We start from the raw sequence: 18,316 nt of genomic DNA, 5'->3' as shown, positions 1-18,316 counted from the left end.
AAAGGGGTCACGATGAAGAAGTTCGGTTTGTTCTGCGCGACGATCTGTCTCATCACGGCGGTGGCCACCGCGTGCGGCGGTTCCGCTACCAGCTCCGAGCAGTCGGGAACGGCCACCGCGACCGCCAGTCCGGCGGAGACCAGCGGGCCCGCCGCGGCCGCCGGATCGACCATCACCATCGCAAGCATGAAGTTCGGAGACACCGTCACCGTGTCGCCGGGTACGCAGGTGACGATCAAGAACGACGACACGGTGGAGCATTCGGTCACGTCGGACGACAAAGGAAAGTTCGACGTCCATGTCGACGGCGGCGAACAGGGCACGTTGACCGCCCCGACCGAGCCGGGCGAGTACACCTTCTACTGCGTCTATCACCCCTCGATGAAGAGCACACTCATCGTCAAGTAGACGCGGGTGAGAACCGCTCCCAGGCAGATTGGCGGGTCATGCCCAGCGCCGCGCCGATGCGGGCCCAGGAGACGCCTCGCTCTCGCAGTTCGTGCACGCGATCGCGCAACCCTGATCCGATTTGGGCCGCCGACGATGCGATGAACGGGATTCCTTCCAGCAGTTCGTCATTCGAGAGCGAAGCCCATTCGGGCAGTGATGGAGGAGCGGCGGGCGATTCCTCGGCGAGGATGTCAACGCACAACCCCACGCAGCCATCGCAGATGTAGAGCCCGGGCACGGCAATGAGCTTCGCCACGTCCGTGTGCAGTTTGCCGCAGAAGGAGCACCGCGCTTCGAACGGCTCGGGAGACGTCGGACCCTCCACAGTTGTCAGGCACCTCCTGACTCAACACATGTCAGGCTAGCCCTGACAAACCATCGCAACAAGCACACGGCACGCCGGTTTAACGGATCCCGGCCCCGGGCACCCGGCGGCATGGCCACCGACACCAGGGCTCCCGCCGTGCTGTTCGACATCGACGGCACGTTGGTCGATTCGAACTATTTGCATGTCCACGCGTGGCAGCGGGCCTTCACCGAGGTCGGCCTTTCCGTCGAAGCGTGGCGGATCCACCGGGCGATCGGCATGGACGGTTCGCTGCTCCTCTCATCGCTGGCGGGTGATGCGGACGACGCCGTTCGCAGCCGCGCGAAGGACCTGCATGGCAGGTTCTACCAAGAAACAGCACCGCTGATGCGACGGCTGCCCGGCGCACGCGGACTTCTGGAACGCGTCGGGGATCTCGGCCTGCAGATCGTTCTGGCGACGTCGGCCCCGGAGGAGGAACTGGCCCTGACACGGAACGTGCTGGCCTGCGAAGACCTGGTCTCCGTCGTGACGTCGTCGGAGGATGTCGACACCGCCAAGCCACAGCCCGGCATCGTGCAGGTCTCGCTCGACCGGGCGGGTGTCGACAGCGATGGCGCCGTCTTCGTCGGCGATGCCATCTGGGACATGAAGGCCAGCCGGAAAGCCGGGGTGCCGTCGATCGGGTTGTGCAGCGGCGGGGTATCCCGGGCGGAGCTCGAAGACGCCGGTGCACGTGTCGTTTTCGATAATGCTCTCGACCTGTGCAAGCACCTCGACAGATCGCCCATAGCCGTGCTGGCAGACACCGTGTCGGCCCACTGACCATGTCGTCAGCCCAGCAACTGGCGGCACAGGGCGGCGGACAGCCACGCCTCGAACCGGCTTGGTGACCAACCCCGCACGATAACCAGCCGATCGAACAGCGCGGTGTCGGTGGCCAGCCACGCCACGTCGACGGCCTCGCGCCGGGTCAACCCGGACTGCAGTGCATCGAGAGCGATCAGACGTTTGACGATCAGGCGGGCGCCGTCGAGTCGCTGTCGTTGCGATTGCTCGACCAGCATCGCGGCCTGTGGTTCGAGGCCTGCGGCCACCTCGAGCGCCCGGGACAGCGCGGCGACGCGGGTGTCGATGCCGACCAGCAGGCCCACCCAGTCGGTGAGCAGCCCCCTCGGTTCGTCCCGATCGAGAAGCCGCCGCATTGCGATTCGCTCGCCCAGTGGAACCGGCTCGTCATCCCCGGCGACTGCCCAGTCCATCGCGACCTTCAGCAGGTCCAGCTTGCCGCCCACCGCGGTGAACACCGTCTTGCGGCTCACGCCGGCGGCATCGGCCACCGCGCCGATCGTGGTCGCGCCGTAGCCCTCGGTGACGAACAGCCGTGCGGCGGCTTCGACGATGGAACGCCGCGTCTCCTGCGCCTGGGCGGCCCGCAGGTTCGAGCGGTAATCACGCTTGACAGGTTCCGTCATTCTAGTTCACTCTGAGTGTATTCATTACACTGAATGTTACCTTAATTACGGGAGCGAGTGTGCGAGTTGTCATTGTCGGCGCCGGCCCGACCGGCCTGTTCGTTGCGATCTCACTGGCCCGTCGCGGTCACGACGTCGTGGTGATCGATCGCGACGGCGGACCGCCTCCGGCCGGCAGCCGATGGGACAGGAAGGGCGTGATGCAGTTCCATCACGCCCACACCTTCCGCGGCCAGGTCGTCGCTGCGCTGCGTGCCGAAATGCCCGATGTGCTCGCGAATCTGACCGCCGCAGGCGCGAGGATCGAACTCGGCCCGGACGGTCGGCCGCTGGCGCTCCTGTGTCGGCGGACGTTGTTCGAACGCATGCTGCGCAACGCCGCGACAGCAGAACCCGGCGTCGCCCTCATCATTGGACACGCCGAAGGAATCCACAGCGAACGAGGTCGGGTCAGCGCACTGACCGTCGACGGCCGCACGCTTCCGACCGCACTCATCATCGACGCGTCGGGCCGGGCCAGCCGATTCACCGACGGGATCCGCCCGCGGGCGGAAGGCGACGACTGCGGGGCGGTCTACGTGACCCGCCAATTCTCGCTGCGTGACGGCGCACCGGCCGGGCCGGTGAACTCACCGATAGGGCTGTCGCTGGGGTTCGCCGGCTACTTCGCGGTCGCGTTTCTTCATGACGGCCCCATGTTCTCCGTCACGTTCACCCATGACGGCTCCGACAAACGGCTTCGTCGGCTCCGCCACGACGAGGTATTCGACGAGGCCGTGCGCGCGATACCGCGCCTCTCCGAGTGGACAGATCCGACACGGTCGCAACCGGTCTCTCCGGCACTTCCGGGCGGACGGCTCTACAACACGTACCGCGGCCAGCTCGACCGAGCCGGTCGGCCGGTGCTGACCGGCCTGATTTCCGTCGGTGACGCCGTGTGCACCACCACCCCGCTGGCCGGGCGCGGGGTATCGCTGGCACTGCTGCAGGCAGGTGAGCTCGTCCGGATCCTTGAACTCGCCGGTGATGACATCGCCATGGCCACAACGCAGTTCGACCGATGGTGCGTGGACAACATCAGGCCGTGGTTCGACGACCATCGACACACGGACGCGGACCGGATGCGCCGATGGTCGGGCGGGGACGTCGATCTGCGCCGTCGGCTGCCATCGGACCTGATCGTCGCGGCGGGTGCGGCCGATCCGCGCGTGACGCACATCGCCCGTCTGTACACCACCATGGATGCCCTGCCGGCGAGCCTGACACCCGCCGAGCCACTTGCTCGTGCCGTCTACGCCACCGGATGGCGGCCCCTGCCTGCGGCGGGGCCGACGAGGGAGGAACTCGCCGAAATCTGCGGCGAAGACGCCAGCGCCGCCTAACCTCCCGGCGCCCAGGACACCGGGAGTCGCTTGATGCCGTGGATGAACGCGGAGTGCAGCCGATCGGGCTCCTCCGTTGCGGTGATGTCGGGAACACGCCCGTGCAGTTCTTCGAACGCGACGGTGATCTCGCGGCGGGCAAGATTGGCTCCCAGGCAGAAATGGGCTCCGCCGCCGCCGAACCCGACATGCGGGTTGGGATGACGGCGCACGTCGAAGCGCCACGGATCGGCAAACTTCGACTCGTCGCGGTTCGCCGAGCCGTACCACAGCGTGACTTTTTCGCCCGCGGCCATGGTCGCGCCCCCCAACTCGATATCGCGGGTCGTGGTCCGGCGCATGTAGGCCACCGGCGACGCCCAGCGCACGATCTCCTCGACCGCCGTCGGCGCCACGTCGTCGTAGTCGGCCCACCAGTCATCACGCTGGTCGGGGTAGCGGCTCAGGGCCAGCACGCCGTGGCTGATGGCGTTGCGCGTGGTTTCGTTGCCAGCGACCACGAGCAGGATGAAGAACGACGCGACTTCTCCGGACGTGAGCCGCTCACCCTCGAGTTCCGCCTGCACCAGGCTGGTGGTCAGGTCATCGCCGGGATTGCTCCGGCGGTCCTCGGCCAGCGCGGTGGCGTAGCCGCCGATGTCCAACGAGACCCGGACGAAATCGTCGAAGTCTGTCGCGAAGTCCGGATCGCCGAATCCCAGAATCACATTCGTCCAGTGAAAGATCTGCTGCTGATCCTGTTCGGGGATGCCCATCATGTCGCAGATGATCTGCAGCGGCAGGGGACCGGCCAGGTCGGTGACGATGTCACCCCTGCCGTCGGGATGGTTCGCGATCATGGCCGCCACCAATCGCCGCGCGCGGTCGCGCACCGAGTCCTCGATGAGCGCGAGAACCCGCGGCGTGAACGCGCTACGGACGATATTGCGTAGCCGGGAGTGCCGAGGATCGTCCATCGCGATCATCGAGCCGAAGTACTCGGCGAGTTCGGGGTTCTGGTCGCCGATCGTGATTCCCAGACTCGAACTGAAGATCTCTGGGTGGCGACTGGCATAGAAAACGTCGTCATAGCGAGTGAGAGCCCAGTGGCCGGCCATCTCGGCGGTGGCGTCCCTGAAGAACGAGGAGTGGTACGACACCGGCGCCTCACGCCGAAGCGTGGCGAAGGCGCCATCGCGCAGATCATCGTCGAGACCCCAGAAATCCCACGAGCCGAGATTCACCTCGGAGAGCGGAACCTCTGGCGGAGCCGCTCCGTTGATCCGCGTCACGATGCCCATCTGCCTGAGCCTAGGCCGTCTTCCAGCCGCGCCGTCAGTACGTCATGACGCCGCGGTCGATGTTGATCTGGCTGCCGTCAACGTGTTGGCCGCATCCCCGGCGAGCCATACCACGACCTCCGGCACCTCGTCGACCGTGATGTCAGCCCGGCCGCCAGGAGCCGCGGTGGTGTCCAGCGCGTGAACCGGCATCGGAGCGACGCTGTGTAGGTACTGCGGGTGCTCTTCTAACAGTTTCACCATCCCGGCGTTGGCCGTCATCGGCGTCGCCACGGCGTAGGGATGGATGGACGACCCTGACCGCGCGCTGCGCCGGTGATGAAACCACTCGCCCGTCCAGAGATCCGCCAGGCTCCACTTGTTGCTCCTCATGCGTCGGGGACACAACACCGTCTCCCGGAAACGCCCGGCGGCGGATTTCGATGCTGTGAACCGATTCAGGGATGCGCTTCGTGACCCGTCTTGCCGTGGGTGCGGCGGCGCTCCTTCATCTGTGCTTCGAAGGCGTGCCGGACGCCACCCATCAGCTCGTCGCGGATCCGGCGCTCGTGGTCGCGGAACAACGACCAGTAATCGTCGTCGAACTCCTCGACCACCTGGAAACTCCACCGGCCATAGAGCACGTTCCGCCCTACCAACTCGGTCTCCAACCGCTGCGCGACGCCCGCGTGGCCGGCGTCGCGCAGGTTGCCGGCGGCCTCGCCCAGCAACAGGTCGGCGTGCCCCATCAGCTGGTGGAACGAGTACAGATGCCCACGCGCCCGCTCGACGAACTCCAACGCTTCCGAGACCTTGCCGACCGCCTCGATGGTTTCATCGCCTACACCGTCCGGCCGTCGTCTCTCGTCGGTGCGGGATTCGAATGACTCGGTCACCGCGACGAAGTACCCCGCTGTGGGGGCGGGAACCCTCACGCTCGGCTGGTATCACTCGTCCGGCCCGAGCAACCGGGCAGCGCTGTCCTGTATCTGCACGGTGACGGGATGATCTTCGGCCTCGAGCAACTCGGCAACCTGGTCAACGCGATAGTCCGTGATTACGTTGCGGACTCGGGTCTGCCTGCGCTGGTCGTCGACTACCGGATCGCGCCCGAACACCCGCACCCCACCCCAGTGGAGGATTGTTATGCGGCGCTGAAGTGGCTTGCTGAACACGCGTCGACGCTCGGAGTGGACCCGGCCCGGATCGCGGTGATGGGGGACAGCGCAGGTGGCGGCCTTGCGGCGGGCGTCTGCCTGCTGGCCCGCGACCGCGGCGGGCCTGCCGTGGCCCAGCAGTTGCTGATCTATCCCATGCTCGACGACCGCACGACAACGCCCCGACCCACAGCTGTTGCCGTTCCTCACCAGGACCTATCACGACAACATCACCGGCTGGGGCGCACTGCTCGGCAGCAGTGCAGCCACTGGGGAGGTCTCGCCATATGCTGCGCCGGCGCGCGCCGCCAACCTCTGCGGTCTGCCCGACACCTACATCGACGTCGGTGATCTCGACATCTTCCGCGACGAGGACCTCTCCTACGCGCGCCGGCTCTCCGATGCCGGTGTGCCGACGGAGCTTCACGTGCACCCGGGAGGCATGCATGTGTTCGAAGCCCTGGCCGTGGCGCAGATGTATCACCGCGAGCAATCGCCGACCGGGTACGTCGCCTGGGGGCTCTCTGAACACCGCAAATCATGTCATTTCAGCTGGCGGCCCAACACTATCCGAAAGTAACGTCGCCGCCTCGCCGGGCGATATTCATCGCGGGGGCCATACCAGCCCGCACCGGGCTGCCCCGGGGAACGAACCGCGATAATCCCAGCGTCGATTCGACGTCTATGTCGCAAGCTAGGAGTTGACAAACGATGACAGTGTCGAAGTTCGCGTCTGCGGCCTTGATCATCGGGGCACTCGGCCTCGGTGCTTTCGGGCCCGGCGGAGCCGTGGCCGCAGCGCAACCGGGGCTGCCCGCACCGCTGAAGCCAGGACACGACGATCCATGTCCGCCGCCTGTCTGCGGTGGACACGGAAACGGCCACGGCAACGGTCCGGATTTCAGGGCGCCGGATTTCAAGCACTGGGATGGGGACAAGGGACAGTGGTGGGCGAACAATCGCCACGATTGGTGGGATGACCGCCAAGGGCCGCCACCGTGGGGTTGGGGCCCACCGCCGCCGTACCAGTGGGACGGCGGACCGCCACGTCCGTTCAACTACTGGGGTTACAACGTGAATCCCGTGTGGGATGACGGCTTCCACGGATGGGGTATCTGGCTGTTAGGCCAGTGGATCCCGGTATTCGGGATCGGCGTCAGCTGATCGAGGGGTGGGTCACCGGGCGGTCATCCGCCCGGTGACTCCACGACGTCTTTGATCCGTTCCAATGTCTTGCGCATGTCACGGAGGTTGCGCCGCCTACGCAACTGTCCGCCGAACACCGAGAACAGATTCGCGACGACGCCCTCGGTCATCCGGAAGGACTCGGTGACGTCAGTGCCGGCTGCCACGGGCGCCAAAGCGTAGTGCCAGTTGTTGACGGGCCGGTCGCCGACCAGCACCTCGAAGCCGAACTCCTGTCCCGGCTCACATGCCGTCACCCGGCACGTGGTCCAGTACACCGGGCCGATCTCATTGCGGCGCACGTGGCCGCGGAACCGCACCCCCAGCGCCGGGCCGGTGGCACCGTCCAGCCATTCCGCTTCGAAGGTCTCCGGCGAGAATCGGCCGGTGTTGCGGACATCCGAGATCAGCCCCCAGATCTTGTCTGCCGGGGCTGCCATGTTCACCGTTACCGAGCCGTCCATGCTGGGATCCTGCTACGCCGACGCCGTCACCGGTGCATCAGGGCTCGGCGGACTCGTCTTCGGGCAGATCGTGGCGAACCACGCGAACCCGGCCGTGCGACAGGCACGCCGCGTAGCCATGATCCTTGCCGTACAGCTCCCAAGCGGTTCGATGGTCGTCACTGTGCGCGTGAATTTCGTGTCCGTCGGAGAACCGGACGTGCAAGCTGCCGTCCTCATCCCAGCCGGCATGGGTGCATGTCGACCCGGCGAAGTCGAAGAGGGCGCGCTCCACATCTCTGAGCGCCTTCGGATCGATGTGCACCGCCTCTTCGGTGTCCTTCTCCGTCGCCGGCAGCGTCAGGAAGAATGGCACCGAGATCACGAGTTCGTTGTCGTCCAGGCTCAGCACCAGACCGTCACGGAACATGATCCGCTGGACCACACAGCCGCGGATCCATGGTTGGGTCATTTCTCAACTTTGGCTGCTCGCGCAACTGGACACAAGGGCTCCGACGGCGGTTTCCGTAGCATTGACCGGTGAATCTGGAGGTGCGTGTGAAGGTTCGCTTCGGAGTCGGGCTCGGCGCGGATACCGGCCCCGAGCAGCTTGCGGGCATCGTCGACCATCTCGAGGCAACCGGGGTCGATTCGCTGTGGTTCTCGGAGTTGGTGTACTCGAAGGCGGTCGACCCGTTTGTCGGGATGGCCTATGCGCTGGCGCGGACGACCCATTTGAAGGTCGGTACGTCCGTGGCGGTGCTGCCGGGCCGCCATCCGGTTCTGGTCGCCAAACAACTGGCGTCGCTGGCCGGCCTCGCACCCAAGCGCGTGCTGCCGGTTTTCGGTCTACGGTCGGCGATCCCCGCCGAGCGCGAGATATTCGTCGTGCCGGACGGTGCGCGCGCCGCGGTCTTCGACGAGTCGTTGCAGTTGCTCCGATCCGTTTTGGAACAGAACGATGTGGCGTTCGCCGGCGACTATTTCGCGGTCAACTCGGCGGGTGTCGAACCACGGCCGGTCAAACCGCTGGACATCTGGCTGGGCGGCTCCGCCCCGGCCGCGTTTCGCCGCATCGGAGCGCTCGCCGACGGCTGGCTCGGCAGCTTTCTCACCCCCGACGAAGCGCGTCGCGGCCGCGAGGAGATCCTGCGGGCCGCCGCCGACGCAGGACGCGAGATCGAGGCCGATCACTTCGGCATCAACATCGCGGTGAGCGACGGCTCGCTGCCCGACGAGTTGGTCGCCGCGGTCAAGCGGCGCCGCCCTGATCTCGACCCCGCGGAGGTGGTCGCGACCGACTGGTCGCAGCTGCATCGGCGGCTCGACGCCTACGAAGCGGCGGGGCTGACCAAATTCGTCATCCGGCCCGCTCGCCAGTCGGGGATCGACACCTTCATCGACCGCTTTGTGTCGGAGCTTCTGCCGCGACAGAACTGACATTGTCGTACAGCAACGCCATCCGGTCCAGGAACCACAGCTTGCCGAACATCTGGACCGCCAGTCCGAAGGCCGTCAACCACGGGTCGGAGACGACCAGTCCCCACACCAGAAATGGCAGACCGGCCGCACTGACGACGCTGAGCACCAACGGTACGGTTCGGTGCCGTGCAGGCACGGGCGTTGTCTTGCGGCGTGTCCACACCGCTTCACCGAGAACCGACCGCGACGCCCAGCTGTCCAGTGTCCGCGGCACAGGGAACACCCGCGGATTGAGCACCGTCCAGACGACGATCAGCGCAACCGGAATCAGCGACCACCAGCCGATCCAGGCTCTGCTCCAGACCGCCACGACCAGGAGCACCAGAATCGGGATGCGGGTGTAGACGCTCCACGGATTGGCGTGCCGCCGCCAGGCGTCGTCACCCCGCAGTCCGAAAATCTTGGCGATGCCCGCTTCGACCGTCAACGTCGTCCCTTCCGAGCATGAACGCAGACCCTCTTGCCCACGTGTTTAGAAGTGTGTGGCCTCGGGTCATTCACGCGCTGGAGCTTCAGCGAAGGAGATGAGGGAATGACCGGTAGATTCTCGCGGGTATGCAGGGCGCTCTTGCTTCTGGTGGGGGCCACCGCCCTGGCGCTCGGCCTGGTGAGTGCGCCTACCGCCACGGCCGCCGACGATCGGCTGCAGTTCACCGGGACAACTCTTGCGGGGGCGTCGTTCAGCGGATCGAGTCTGGCGGGCAAGCCCGCCGTGTTGTGGTTCTGGACGCCGTGGTGCCCGTTCTGCAACGCCGAGGCGCCCAACGTGAGCCAGGTGGCCGCCGCCAACCCGAAGGTCTCGTTCGTCGGCGTCGCAGCGCGCTCGGATGTCGCCGCCATGCAGGGTTTCGTGTCGAAGTACAACCTCAACTTCCCGAACCTCAACGACGCCGACGGTTCGATCTGGGCCCGCTATGACGTTCCGTGGCAGCCCGCTTACGTGTTCTACCGCGCCGACGGTACATCGACATTCGTCAACAACCCGACGTCGGCGATGTCGCAGCAGGAGCTGTCCGACCGGGTGGCGGCGCTAGCCTAGGCCGCGCGGCATCGATGAATCAGGACCTCGTCGGCCTGGCCTTCGGCGCCGGGCTGGTGGCGGCTTTGAATCCGTGCGGATTCGCCATGCTTCCCGCGTATCTGGGGCTTGTGGTGCGCGGCGGTGAAACCGGGCGGGCCGCGGCCGCGGGACGGGCGGTCTTGGCGACCGCGGCGATGGCTGCCGGATTCATCGCGGTATTCGGAGTGTTCGGGGCGCTGACAGTGACGGCGGCCTCGACGGTGCAGCGTTATCTGCCCTACGTGACTGTCGTCATCGGCATCGCCTTAACCGGGCTCGGCGGTTGGCTGCTCCTCGGGCGCGATGTCACGGTGCCGACCTTCGATCGGCTCAAGGGTCGCGCTCAGTGGGCACCGACCGGGGGGCTGGGCTCGATGTTCGGGTACGGGTTGAGCTATGCAGTCGCCTCGTTGTCGTGCACCATCGGGCCGTTTCTGGCCGTGACTGGGGCGGCCCTCCCCGGCGGCGGCACGCAAACGGTGACCGTCTATCTCGCCTATGCGGGCGGTTTCATCCTCGTGGTGGGTGTACTGGCGGTCGGGGCGGCCATGGCCGGTTCGGCGGTGGCCGACCGGATGCGCCGAATTGTGCCGTACGTCAACCGAATCAGCGGAGCGCTGCTGGTGCTGGTAGGTCTGTACGTCGGGTATTACGGCGTGTATGAGGTGCGGTTGTTCACGTTGAACGCAAGTCCTCAGGACCCGGTGATCGCGGCCGCCGGCCGAGTGCAGGGAGTGCTCGCTGGTTGGGTTCATCAGCACGGAGCGACGCCATGGCTCGTGGTGCTGCTCGTTCTCGGATTCGTCGCGCTGATCGCGACATGGCGGACGCGAGCGGCTAGATCGACTTCGAGACGTCGCCGTGCAGATCGGGCCACGGCGGCCGGCGGACCATAGCGATCCCGGCGAGCAGGGCCGACACCAGCCCAACCATGATTCCCATCGTCGCGACGCGGGTGGCGTTCACCGCGGGCTGCCAGTTCGCCTTGCCGTCCTTGACCGCGAACACCCCGACCGGTTTGAGGACCGGGATGACCGTTGTCCCGTCGGCGGTTTCGTACGATTGCCCGTACACGCGTGACGCGTCCGGGTCGGTGACCAGATCGTCGACGATCTTTCGAGCCTCTCGCAATTCCATGCCACCATGCTTAGCCCGAGCAGACGCAGAATCGCCCGCTTTCCCACAGATTTGACCCATTTTGCGACTGCTCGGCAAAGGCGTGTCCGTCACCGTCGACAGTAGGACCGCGTCGAGAACGAAATGGCCTGCTGGTAGAGCGGATCCAGCGCGCGCGCCGCGGCGACGGCAGCCCTGGCCTCTTCGAGCCGGGCCGGGCCGTCGGGGGAGTGCAACAGCGGCCAGTGACGCGTCATCTCGCCGACCATTTCCCGGTTCAGCCGGTCGATGGCCATCCGTGATGCGCTCAGATCGGGCGCGGTGTGCGGAGCGCTGTCGGGGTCGAGTTTCCACTGGGCGAACCGGGCGTACTCGATGGCTTCCGTCGCGTGTATCTGGTCGGTGAAGATCCCGGTGACGTAATCGCCATCGATGCCGCGACTCGCGGCGTCGGCGGCCACCGCGTGGAGCACCTGTTGAACACGTTGGGGGTCTTCGATCGACCCCCTCGTCCTCCACTTGATCGCCGCCACCGGCTCAGCGGTCTGCAACCGCGCTACAGCGGTGTCGACCAGGTCGAACAGCGGGCTCATCGTCTCATCGCGACTTCTCCAGTGTGGCGGTCAATCACTCGTAACCCAGGCGTTAGCGCGTTGCGCGGGAAGGGATCTCGCATCCACACTACATCGGCGCCGCGGCGCGGCCAGGTGTGGCTTCGCTCAGCGCTCGAAATCCGCGTCGTCGTCGGGAACGGCGATGGCCTGCTCGATCAGGTCGGCCTCGTTGGCTTCCCAGTCCCGCGCGCTCGAGACGCGAGCAGCATCCCGCCAGGTGTCCTCGTCGCCGGCATCGATCGGTATCAGTTGTTCGACCGTATCGGCTTCGGGCGCGTCGTCGCCGAAACCGCGGCTGTCAGGATTGGTCATCATCGGTCTCTGTCCATTGTCGAAAGGGACTACCCGTCCACGATAGTGCCACGGGCCTCGAGGGCAGGCCCGCGTCGCGCCGCCACTAGAGTTCGCGCGACCAGTACTCCCCGACGAGGTCGTGCCCAAAGCTGTGGTGGGGGTCGCGCCGGTCGAGCTGAAAGCCGGCACGTAGGTAAATGCTCCTCGCGTTGGCGAGAACGTCATTGGTCCACAACAAGATTCGCGTGTAGCCAGCCCTGCGGGCAAAGCGCAGGCATTCGTCGACAAGCCGGGTGCCGATCCCCGCCCCACGCGCCGACGGTTCGACGAGCAACAGGCGCATCAGGGCGGTGTCCGGCCGCTCGGAGCACGTGCAGAACACGCTTCCGACCCGTTCGCCGTCCACCTCGGCTATCCACGCCGCTTCCCGTCGGGTGTCGTTGCGTTCGGCGAAATCGGCGACGATCCGCGCCGCCAGCGCCTCGAACGTCACATCCCAGCCGTGATCGGCGGCATACCTCTGGCCGTGCTGGGCGACGACCCAGCCGAGGTCTCCCGGCGCCGGCGGCCGGAAGACGAGACCGGCCCAGCGGGGTTCGTCACCCAACATGCGCCGGATCCGGCCCATCGAGGCGACGAGATCCTTTCGCTGGCTCCCGTCGAGTGGGGCGAGCAACTTGTCGAGGGCCACAGTCTGCAGCCGTTCGAGTTCGGCGAAGGCCCGCTTACCGTCGTCGGTCAGCCGGACGATCTGCCGACGACCGTCGCTGGCGGACTGCTCCTTGGTAACCAGACGGGCAGTGGTGAAGCCGGTCAGTATCCGGCTGAGATAGCCCGCATCAAGATCAAGCCGGCGCCGGAGGTCGGATACCTCGATATTGTCGTCTTGCGCGAGTTCGAACAACACCCGAGCTTCGGTCAGCCCGAAGGCGGAGCCGGCCAGGTCGGGCTGCAAGAGGCCGATGACGCGGGTGTAGAAGCGGTTGAAGCCGCGGACATCCTCGATGACGCAGGACATAGTTGAGATAGTCAACGAGTTACCTGACGATGTCAACTACCATGCTCCGGCATGTCACGACTGATGTTTTGCCAACCGGTGACATCGGGGCGCTCGTGTCATTTACTCGTCACAGCTCTTCTCGGGTACTGTGCGTAAACTGCGCAGACGACGGGGGAAGGCTCCCAAGACGTGCGGAGCCTGTCGGATAGAACCAAACATATAGAGCCAAAGGCCTACCTTGCCAGACACCACGAGCGGCACCGGGAACTTGAAGCCGCACTTCGAAGACGTGCAGTCCCACTACGACCTATCCGATGACTTCTATCGGCTGTTCCTCGACCCGACCCAGACGTACAGCTGTGCATACTTCGAACGCGAGGACATGACGCTGGAAGAAGCTCAGATCGCCAAGATCGATCTCTCCCTCGGCAAGCTCGGCTTGGAGCCGGGCATGACGTTGCTGGACATCGGCTGCGGGTGGGGCGCCACGCTGAACCGCGCCTTGCAGAAGTATGACGTCAACGTCGTCGGCCTCACCCTGAGCGAAAACCAGAAGGCGCACGTCGACAAGCTCTTCGCGGAGTCGGACAGCCCGCGGCGCAAGCGAGTGCTGCTCGAGGGCTGGGAGCAGTTCAACGAGCCTGTCGACCGCATCGTGTCGATCGGAGCGTTCGAGCACTTCGGACGCGACCGATACGACGACTTCTTCAAAATGGCCTACTCGGTGCTACCCGACGACGGCGTGATGATGTTGCATACGATCATCAAGCCCAACGACGAGGAATTCGAGGCCACCGGCCTGCCGTTGACCATGCGCCTGCTCCGGTTCTCGAAGTTCATCATGGACGAGATCTTCCCCGGCGGGGACCTGCCGAAGCCTCACATCGTCGAGGATCACGCAGCGAAGGCCGGGTTCGAGCTCAAGCTCGCGCAACGGCTCCGGTTGCACTACGCGCGGACCCTCGAGATCTGGGCGGCTGCGCTGGAGACGCACAAAGACGAAGCGATCGCGATCCAGTCCGAAGAGGTCTACAACAGGTATATGAAGTACCTGACCGGCTGCGCTGAACTGTTCCGCGACGGATACACCGACATCTGCCAGTTCACCCTGACCAAGAGCTAGTCCCGGCGAAACCGCCGCCACAGGCGAAGCGGTAGCAACCCGAGCAGCGGCGCCCGCGTACCGATCGCGTCGCTGTCCCGTTTGTTGAACGCGGCGCTGTAGTGGATGCATCGTCCGCGCTGTCGTACCGCTTGGTGCCGCGCCTCGCCGCACCGGTCACCTGCCCATCGCATGGTGCGCCCGTCGTGGAAGCGGGGTTGGTGGCCGAACAGCCGGCACGCGAGTGTCACCACCGGGTCAGGCCGCTTGCTGTCCGGGCATCCCGGTGCGACCGGTGTCTTTGCGGCCGATCCTCCTCTCCACCAACGTCTCCCGCAGTGTCGGGCGTGTTCACTGCCGCCGCTTGTCGCTTTCGTCGGGTGCTGCGTCGTCATCGGCCGTCAGCGGCAATGCGATTTCCTCGAGTACGCGAGCCTTGGCCTTTCCCGAGGCGATCCCGTAGGACTCGCCCAGCAACGAGGCAAGTCGAAAAATCGCGCTAGCGCGTGAACGCGACACGGGACGTTCCGGCGGACCACCGGGACCGCCAGCCCGAACACCGCGCCGATCCCGAACGCCACCCGCGGCCGAATTGATGGCGGCATACTCACCGCCGATCCCGGCGCCGGTGAAGAACCGCGCGACGAAGGAGTACCACGGCGCCAACGCGAAGGCAGTCGCCGCGGCGGCCGTCAGGTACCCCGCCAGCGCAACCTGACATGCCCGGTGACGTAGGCGGGGAGTCGGTCAGGCGAGCGGCTTCGCTGCCCCGATGTTCGCGATCGCGTCCACCACGGCGGTCGGCGCATCCAGCGACACGAACGTCCGCGCGCCGGGCACCTCGATCAGCGTGGAGGCATCGAATACCGCGGCGAGCCGCCTCCCCAGTGCGGGTGTGAAGGCACGGTCGCGTTGACCCCAGACGATGGTCACCGGCTTGGTGAACCGGCACAAGCGGGTGGCGACATCGGTGAGATCCGTTTTCGCCACGGCGCGCAACATCCTCGTCAGATCGCGGCGGATGCCGGCGTCATCGCGGCAGGGTTGCAGCCACGAGTTGGTCAGTGCCGGGTCCGCGTCCGCCAGCAGCCCGAATCCCAGCGGCGAATGACGGAGGGGCTTCAGCCTCATCTGCTCGAACAGCACCTTGATCGAGATGGGCCCGCGCAACAACGCAAAGACGGCCGTGAACGGAAACGGCGGGAACTTGTCGAACGCGTCGCAGTTGGTGAGTACCAGGCGGCCGATGTGTTCGGGATAGGCGTCGATGACCAACTGGCACAGGCCGCCGCCGGTGTCGTTGCCGACCAGCGTGACATCGGAAAGGCCGACGGCAACAATGAAATCGCGAATCAAGGTGGCCACGCCGTGCGGTGTCAACGACGCCTGGTCGTTGACCGCGATGGTATGGGAGCCCAGCGGCCAGTTCGGCAGGTAGCAGCGGAAGCCCTGTCGGGCCAGGCGGTCGGCGACCCCATCCCAGAGTCGGCTGTCGACCAGGATGCCGTGCACGAACAGCACGGGCGGATGCACCGGGTTCTCCGGACCCAGCACGCGGTAGTCGATCGTGGCTTGTTGCAGCGCGACCTGCGGCATGTTCGCTATCCTTCCGGGCAGACTTACAAACACTGAGTATGAAAGTTACGTGCAGACTGTATGAAAGTCAACGATGTCATCGCCTCCGGCCCGTCCGGGCGACGCACTCAGGCAGAGCGCAGCGCCACGACGCGGGCTCTGCTGATCGGCGCCGCCCGGACATTGTTTGCCCACAAGGGCTTTACCGACGTTTCGACGCAGGAAATCGTGGCCGCGACCGGTGTGACGCGCGGCGCGCTGTACCACCAGTTCGGCGATAAGGCGGGCCTGTTCGCGGCGGTGTACGAAGACGTCGAGCGCGGTCTGGTCGATACTGTCGCCCGGGACATCGCCGAAGCAGGGCCCCTTGATCCGCTCGAGTCGATGCGGGTCGCGGCCCGCATGTTCCTGGATCGCTGCTCGGCTCCCGACGTGCAGCAGATCGTGCTCATCGACGCGCCCGCCGTCCTCGGCTGGGACCAGTGGCGCGCCGTCGGCGTGAAGTACGGGCTGGGCGTGATCGAAGGCATGCTCGCGTACGCGATCGCCGAGGGGGCCGTGCCCGAACAACCTCTGCGGCCGACCGCGCACGTGCTGCTCGGCGCGCTCGACGAGGCGGCGCTGTACGTGTCGCGGGCGGAGGACCGCGAGCAGGCGCGCAAGGACATGGACGCGGTATGCGACCGGTTGATCAGCGGAATCGCCGCGCGCTGATTCGGTCGCGGGCCCGGGGCACTGCTGATCGCGGCGCTGGCGGTGTCATTGCTCCTCGGCCCGCGTATCGGTCGTCCACGGAGCCGTTGACAGACCTTGCGAGCACGGCGCGGCTGTCGAATCGGCCGAACAGATCGTCAGAGCCCCAGGGTCACCGCGCAACTGCGGTGACGTCAGCCCCGTTCAGGTGTTTCTGCAACAGCAGGGTGTCGAGCCATCGTCCGTGTTTGAAGCCGACCGACGTCAGCCGTCCCGCGTCGATGAAGCCGCGATTACGATGCAGCGCAAGGGAAGCGGCACCGCCCTCATCGACAACGACGGCGATGACCTCGCGGATGCCCATGCGCTCGCAATCGGCGAGTAGCGCATCGAGCAGTCGTCCGCCGATGCCGCGCCCGACCGCATCGGGCGCTATGTACAGGGAGTCCTCCACGGTGAGGCGGTACGCGGGGCGCGCCTTCCACGGCGCGCAGTACGCGTATCCGGCCACAGCACCGTCGAGAGTGGCCGTGAGAAAAGGCAAACCGGCCGACGTGATCGTGTGAAAACGGCACAGCATCTCGGCCCGATCGGGCGGGTTCAGCTCGAACGTGGCCACCCCGGTTCGGACGTAATGGGCGTAGATCACGCCGATAGCGTCAAGTTCGCCCGGCGTCGTGGGCCGTACCGTCACCTCTGCAGACACAGCGAGAGGTCAGCAGGCGACCGGATGAGATTCGCAGTACGGCGTGGTGCCGGGAAACCGGTAGCGATGCGTGGCGACCCACCTGTACAGCGCGTCCTGCAGAAACCGTACGCCGGGGGTCCGGTAGACCAGCAGAGGCAAGCGGGTTCCGATCGCGGCCGACACCGCGGCGTTGATCGCCTCGGCGCCGCCGTATACGGCGCCGGAGGAGTCCAGCCACCACGCGGATTCGGCGAGACGCGAAGCGGCAACGCCGAGCCGCTCGGGGGTGCCGGGGTGTTGGAGCGGCACGGTCTCCAGGTCGCCGGTGCGGTCGAGTCGGACCAGGAGATTGCGTGATCGCGTGCACATTCCGCAAACACCGTCGAAGAAGAGAACTCCGGTCATGACTCCATTCTCACCCCGGCACGAGCTCGGTGAGCGCCTGCTGGGCGGACATCACAGAGGTGAGTCGCAGCACGGTGTCGCCCGCGTACAACGCCGAGCGGTCCACGGCGGAGGGGCATCCGAATCGTGGAAGCGACGGACAAGAACTAGGGCAGGCGAGAGGCGTCTGTAGCCGCACGGCTGAGCCTGCGGCGCTGTCCGGCAGCCTGGCCAGCACACCGCTGCGCCCGTTGACCTGCGAGGCGCCCGCTTCGCTGTGCCGTCGCCGTGACACCAGCGCCTGGTGGCGGCATTGGCCACCTCTCGGTGCGGGGCGGGCCATCCGCAACCAAACAGTGTCGTCCGAAATGTGTTGTCGGAAGCAAAAATTCGGCGCTGATATTCGGGATGCGCTCGGGATTCACGGGTCAGAAGGAAGCGGGTTCCCGCAACAACGCCGCTGGCGCCGCCCTCCAGCGCGGCGCGGGTGTCGTCCGCAGCTGCGATCCCGCCGGCCAGGAACACGGCGCGGGTGCCCGCGATCCCCAGTACCGAGGGTAGCAACGCCATCGCTTGGATGTCGCCGGACAGATGTCCGCCCGCCTCGACGCCCTCGGTCACCCTACCGGGCTCCGATAATGCTCTTGAGA

General features: G+C 66.1%; 26 protein-coding genes and 3 pseudogenes. 11 read left to right on the top strand and 18 right to left on the bottom strand.

Going from position 1 to position 18,316, the window contains the following annotated elements:
• Positions 1-12: 12 nt before the first annotated feature.
• Positions 13-408: a cupredoxin domain-containing protein gene (locus tag ACVWWN_RS22960; protein WP_457145896.1), complete on the top strand. Its 396-nt coding sequence runs from the start codon at positions 13-15 to the stop codon at positions 406-408.
• Here ACVWWN_RS22960 and ACVWWN_RS22955 read toward each other — a convergent pair.
• Positions 401-775 (bottom strand): ClpX C4-type zinc finger protein, encoded by a 375-nt coding sequence (locus tag ACVWWN_RS22955; protein ID WP_457145895.1) that lies wholly within the window; start codon positions 773-775, stop codon positions 401-403. The two genes, ACVWWN_RS22960 and ACVWWN_RS22955, sit on opposite strands and share 8 nt — an antisense overlap.
• A gap of 111 nt (positions 776-886) precedes the next feature.
• Here ACVWWN_RS22955 and ACVWWN_RS22950 point away from each other — a divergent pair, with 111 nt between their 5' ends.
• A complete protein-coding gene (locus ACVWWN_RS22950; RefSeq protein WP_457145894.1) occupies positions 887-1,582 on the top strand; it encodes an HAD family hydrolase in 696 nt (231 codons plus the stop codon).
• A gap of 8 nt (positions 1,583-1,590) precedes the next feature.
• Here ACVWWN_RS22950 and ACVWWN_RS22945 read toward each other — a convergent pair whose 3' ends face one another.
• A complete protein-coding gene (locus tag ACVWWN_RS22945; protein WP_457145893.1) occupies positions 1,591-2,232 on the bottom strand; it encodes a TetR/AcrR family transcriptional regulator in 642 nt (213 codons plus the stop codon).
• A 59-nt stretch (positions 2,233-2,291) separates the two neighbouring features.
• On the opposite strand from ACVWWN_RS22945, the gene ACVWWN_RS22940 reads away from it, so the two are divergent.
• Positions 2,292-3,614, top strand: a complete 1,323-nt coding sequence (locus tag ACVWWN_RS22940; protein ID WP_457145892.1) for an FAD-dependent oxidoreductase — start codon at positions 2,292-2,294, stop codon at positions 3,612-3,614.
• Here the strand turns inward: ACVWWN_RS22940 and ACVWWN_RS22935 are convergent.
• From ACVWWN_RS22935 to ACVWWN_RS22925, 3 genes are all read right to left on the bottom strand, one after another.
• The gene (locus tag ACVWWN_RS22935) at positions 3,611-4,894 is read right to left on the bottom strand and encodes a cytochrome P450 (protein WP_457145891.1); all 1,284 of its coding nucleotides are present in this window, start codon (positions 4,892-4,894) and stop codon (positions 3,611-3,613) included. The genes ACVWWN_RS22940 and ACVWWN_RS22935 overlap by 4 nt on opposite strands.
• A gap of 42 nt (positions 4,895-4,936) precedes the next feature.
• Positions 4,937-5,266, bottom strand: coding sequence for a hypothetical protein (locus tag ACVWWN_RS22930; RefSeq protein ID WP_457145890.1), 330 nt, complete (start codon positions 5,264-5,266; stop codon positions 4,937-4,939).
• Positions 5,267-5,331: 65 nt separating this feature from the next.
• Complete coding sequence (locus tag ACVWWN_RS22925; RefSeq protein ID WP_457149241.1) at positions 5,332-5,769, bottom strand: hypothetical protein; 438 nt, start codon at positions 5,767-5,769, stop codon at positions 5,332-5,334.
• 108 nt (positions 5,770-5,877) lie between these two features.
• Between ACVWWN_RS22925 and ACVWWN_RS22920 the strand changes: the two are divergent.
• The 3 genes and pseudogenes from ACVWWN_RS22920 to ACVWWN_RS22910 form a co-directional block, all read left to right on the top strand.
• A pseudogene (locus ACVWWN_RS22920) lies at positions 5,878-6,159 on the top strand (alpha/beta hydrolase); the annotation flags it as partial.
• Positions 6,160-6,226: 67 nt separating this feature from the next.
• On the top strand, positions 6,227-6,610 hold the full coding sequence (locus ACVWWN_RS22915; protein WP_457145889.1) for an alpha/beta hydrolase fold domain-containing protein: 384 nt from the start codon (positions 6,227-6,229) through the stop codon (positions 6,608-6,610).
• Between the two features lie 131 nt (positions 6,611-6,741).
• Positions 6,742-7,194 carry a hypothetical protein gene (locus tag ACVWWN_RS22910; RefSeq protein ID WP_457145888.1) on the top strand — a complete coding sequence of 151 codons (453 nt, stop codon included), beginning with the start codon at positions 6,742-6,744 and terminating at the stop codon, positions 7,192-7,194.
• A 23-nt stretch (positions 7,195-7,217) separates the two neighbouring features.
• On the opposite strand, the gene ACVWWN_RS22905 is transcribed toward ACVWWN_RS22910, so the two are convergent.
• Both ACVWWN_RS22905 and ACVWWN_RS22900 read right to left on the bottom strand, forming a co-directional pair.
• Positions 7,218-7,679 carry an SRPBCC family protein gene (locus ACVWWN_RS22905; protein ID WP_457145887.1) on the bottom strand — a complete coding sequence of 154 codons (462 nt, stop codon included), beginning with the start codon at positions 7,677-7,679 and terminating at the stop codon, positions 7,218-7,220.
• A 37-nt stretch (positions 7,680-7,716) separates the two neighbouring features.
• Entirely contained in the window at positions 7,717-8,130 is a 414-nt protein-coding gene (locus tag ACVWWN_RS22900; protein ID WP_457145886.1) for a DUF6188 family protein, read from the bottom strand.
• 86 nt (positions 8,131-8,216) lie between these two features.
• Here ACVWWN_RS22900 and ACVWWN_RS22895 point away from each other — a divergent pair, with 86 nt between their 5' ends.
• Entirely contained in the window at positions 8,217-9,098 is an 882-nt protein-coding gene (locus ACVWWN_RS22895; RefSeq protein WP_457149240.1) for a TIGR03854 family LLM class F420-dependent oxidoreductase, read from the top strand.
• Here ACVWWN_RS22895 and ACVWWN_RS22890 read toward each other — a convergent pair.
• Positions 9,055-9,567 (bottom strand): DUF6653 family protein, encoded by a 513-nt coding sequence (locus tag ACVWWN_RS22890; protein ID WP_457145885.1) that lies wholly within the window; start codon positions 9,565-9,567, stop codon positions 9,055-9,057. The two genes, ACVWWN_RS22895 and ACVWWN_RS22890, sit on opposite strands and share 44 nt — an antisense overlap.
• A 105-nt stretch (positions 9,568-9,672) precedes the next feature.
• Between ACVWWN_RS22890 and ACVWWN_RS22885 the strand changes: the two genes are divergently transcribed.
• A complete protein-coding gene (locus ACVWWN_RS22885; protein ID WP_457145884.1) occupies positions 9,673-10,179 on the top strand; it encodes a protein disulfide oxidoreductase in 507 nt (168 codons plus the stop codon).
• Positions 10,180-10,193: 14 nt separating this feature from the next.
• The gene (locus ACVWWN_RS22880) at positions 10,194-11,096 is read left to right on the top strand and encodes a cytochrome c biogenesis CcdA family protein (protein ID WP_457145883.1); all 903 of its coding nucleotides are present in this window, start codon (positions 10,194-10,196) and stop codon (positions 11,094-11,096) included.
• Here ACVWWN_RS22880 and ACVWWN_RS22875 read toward each other — a convergent pair.
• The 4 genes and pseudogenes from ACVWWN_RS22875 to ACVWWN_RS22860 all read right to left on the bottom strand — a co-directional run bounded on the left by ACVWWN_RS22875 (position 11,038) and on the right by ACVWWN_RS22860 (position 13,242).
• Positions 11,038-11,337: a hypothetical protein gene (locus tag ACVWWN_RS22875; protein WP_457145882.1), complete on the bottom strand. Its 300-nt coding sequence runs from the start codon at positions 11,335-11,337 to the stop codon at positions 11,038-11,040. The genes ACVWWN_RS22880 and ACVWWN_RS22875 overlap by 59 nt on opposite strands.
• 89 nt (positions 11,338-11,426) lie before the next feature.
• Positions 11,427-11,912: pseudogene (locus ACVWWN_RS22870) on the bottom strand (chorismate mutase); the annotation flags it as partial.
• A gap of 123 nt (positions 11,913-12,035) precedes the next feature.
• On the bottom strand, positions 12,036-12,242 hold the full coding sequence (locus tag ACVWWN_RS22865; RefSeq protein ID WP_457149239.1) for a hypothetical protein: 207 nt from the start codon (positions 12,240-12,242) through the stop codon (positions 12,036-12,038).
• 85 nt (positions 12,243-12,327) lie between these two features.
• A complete protein-coding gene (locus ACVWWN_RS22860) occupies positions 12,328-13,242 on the bottom strand; it encodes a bifunctional helix-turn-helix transcriptional regulator/GNAT family N-acetyltransferase (RefSeq protein ID WP_457145881.1) in 915 nt (304 codons plus the stop codon).
• Positions 13,243-13,462: 220 nt separating this feature from the next.
• Here ACVWWN_RS22860 and ACVWWN_RS22855 point away from each other — a divergent pair, with 220 nt between their 5' ends.
• Positions 13,463-14,347 (top strand): cyclopropane mycolic acid synthase family methyltransferase, encoded by an 885-nt coding sequence (locus ACVWWN_RS22855; protein WP_457145880.1) that lies wholly within the window; start codon positions 13,463-13,465, stop codon positions 14,345-14,347.
• A 330-nt stretch (positions 14,348-14,677) separates the two neighbouring features.
• Here the strand turns inward: ACVWWN_RS22855 and ACVWWN_RS22850 are convergent, their stop codons facing one another.
• Both ACVWWN_RS22850 and ACVWWN_RS22845 read right to left on the bottom strand, forming a co-directional pair.
• The gene (locus tag ACVWWN_RS22850) at positions 14,678-14,992 is read right to left on the bottom strand and encodes a hypothetical protein (RefSeq protein WP_457145879.1); all 315 of its coding nucleotides are present in this window, start codon (positions 14,990-14,992) and stop codon (positions 14,678-14,680) included.
• Between the two features lie 81 nt (positions 14,993-15,073).
• Positions 15,074-15,922 (bottom strand): alpha/beta fold hydrolase, encoded by an 849-nt coding sequence (locus ACVWWN_RS22845; protein WP_457145878.1) that lies wholly within the window; start codon positions 15,920-15,922, stop codon positions 15,074-15,076.
• A gap of 60 nt (positions 15,923-15,982) precedes the next feature.
• Here ACVWWN_RS22845 and ACVWWN_RS22840 point away from each other — a divergent pair, with 60 nt between their 5' ends.
• Complete coding sequence (locus tag ACVWWN_RS22840; protein WP_457145877.1) at positions 15,983-16,615, top strand: TetR/AcrR family transcriptional regulator; 633 nt, start codon at positions 15,983-15,985, stop codon at positions 16,613-16,615.
• Between the two features lie 151 nt (positions 16,616-16,766).
• Here the strand turns inward: ACVWWN_RS22840 and ACVWWN_RS22835 are convergent, their stop codons facing one another.
• The 4 genes and pseudogenes from ACVWWN_RS22835 to ACVWWN_RS22820 all read right to left on the bottom strand — a co-directional run.
• Positions 16,767-17,300, bottom strand: coding sequence for an N-acetyltransferase family protein (locus tag ACVWWN_RS22835; RefSeq protein ID WP_457145876.1), 534 nt, complete (start codon positions 17,298-17,300; stop codon positions 16,767-16,769).
• 9 nt (positions 17,301-17,309) lie between these two features.
• Positions 17,310-17,687 carry a thiol-disulfide oxidoreductase DCC family protein gene (locus ACVWWN_RS22830; protein WP_457145875.1) on the bottom strand — a complete coding sequence of 126 codons (378 nt, stop codon included), beginning with the start codon at positions 17,685-17,687 and terminating at the stop codon, positions 17,310-17,312.
• A gap of 10 nt (positions 17,688-17,697) precedes the next feature.
• Entirely contained in the window at positions 17,698-17,961 is a 264-nt protein-coding gene (locus ACVWWN_RS22825) for a hypothetical protein (RefSeq protein ID WP_457149488.1), read from the bottom strand.
• A 62-nt stretch (positions 17,962-18,023) separates the two neighbouring features.
• A pseudogene (locus ACVWWN_RS22820) lies at positions 18,024-18,236 on the bottom strand (nitronate monooxygenase); the annotation flags it as partial.
• Positions 18,237-18,316 lie beyond the last annotated feature (80 nt).

The organism is Mycobacterium sp. URHB0021, from assembly GCF_054057895.1.
Note: the sequence above shows the minus strand (reverse complement) of the source record. Positions and strands in the feature narration are given on the sequence as shown.

Bases quoted from the DNA above. Each gene is read 5' to 3' on its own strand.
- ACVWWN_RS22900 (WP_457145886.1), bottom strand. From the start codon at position 8,130: ATGACCCAACCATGGATCCGCGGCTGTGTGGTCCAGCGGATCATGTTC.
- ACVWWN_RS22880 (WP_457145883.1), top strand. From the start codon at position 10,194: ATGAATCAGGACCTCGTCGGCCTGGCCTTCGGCGCCGGGCTGGTGGCG.
- ACVWWN_RS22885 (WP_457145884.1), top strand. From the start codon at position 9,673: ATGACCGGTAGATTCTCGCGGGTATGCAGGGCGCTCTTGCTTCTGGTG.
- ACVWWN_RS22865 (WP_457149239.1), bottom strand. From the start codon at position 12,242: ATGACCAATCCTGACAGCCGCGGTTTCGGCGACGACGCGCCCGAAGCC.
- ACVWWN_RS22950 (WP_457145894.1), top strand. From the start codon at position 887: ATGGCCACCGACACCAGGGCTCCCGCCGTGCTGTTCGACATCGACGGC.
- ACVWWN_RS22830 (WP_457145875.1), bottom strand. From the start codon at position 17,687: ATGACCGGAGTTCTCTTCTTCGACGGTGTTTGCGGAATGTGCACGCGA.
- ACVWWN_RS22945 (WP_457145893.1), bottom strand. From the start codon at position 2,232: ATGACGGAACCTGTCAAGCGTGATTACCGCTCGAACCTGCGGGCCGCC.
- ACVWWN_RS22840 (WP_457145877.1), top strand. From the start codon at position 15,983: ATGAAAGTCAACGATGTCATCGCCTCCGGCCCGTCCGGGCGACGCACT.
- ACVWWN_RS22930 (WP_457145890.1), bottom strand. From the start codon at position 5,266: ATGAGGAGCAACAAGTGGAGCCTGGCGGATCTCTGGACGGGCGAGTGG.
- ACVWWN_RS22875 (WP_457145882.1), bottom strand. From the start codon at position 11,337: ATGGAATTGCGAGAGGCTCGAAAGATCGTCGACGATCTGGTCACCGAC.
- ACVWWN_RS22860 (WP_457145881.1), bottom strand. From the start codon at position 13,242: ATGTCCTGCGTCATCGAGGATGTCCGCGGCTTCAACCGCTTCTACACC.
- ACVWWN_RS22960 (WP_457145896.1), top strand. From the start codon at position 13: ATGAAGAAGTTCGGTTTGTTCTGCGCGACGATCTGTCTCATCACGGCG.
- ACVWWN_RS22845 (WP_457145878.1), bottom strand. From the start codon at position 15,922: ATGCCGCAGGTCGCGCTGCAACAAGCCACGATCGACTACCGCGTGCTG.
- ACVWWN_RS22905 (WP_457145887.1), bottom strand. From the start codon at position 7,679: ATGGACGGCTCGGTAACGGTGAACATGGCAGCCCCGGCAGACAAGATC.
- ACVWWN_RS22935 (WP_457145891.1), bottom strand. From the start codon at position 4,894: ATGGGCATCGTGACGCGGATCAACGGAGCGGCTCCGCCAGAGGTTCCG.
- ACVWWN_RS22910 (WP_457145888.1), top strand. From the start codon at position 6,742: ATGACAGTGTCGAAGTTCGCGTCTGCGGCCTTGATCATCGGGGCACTC.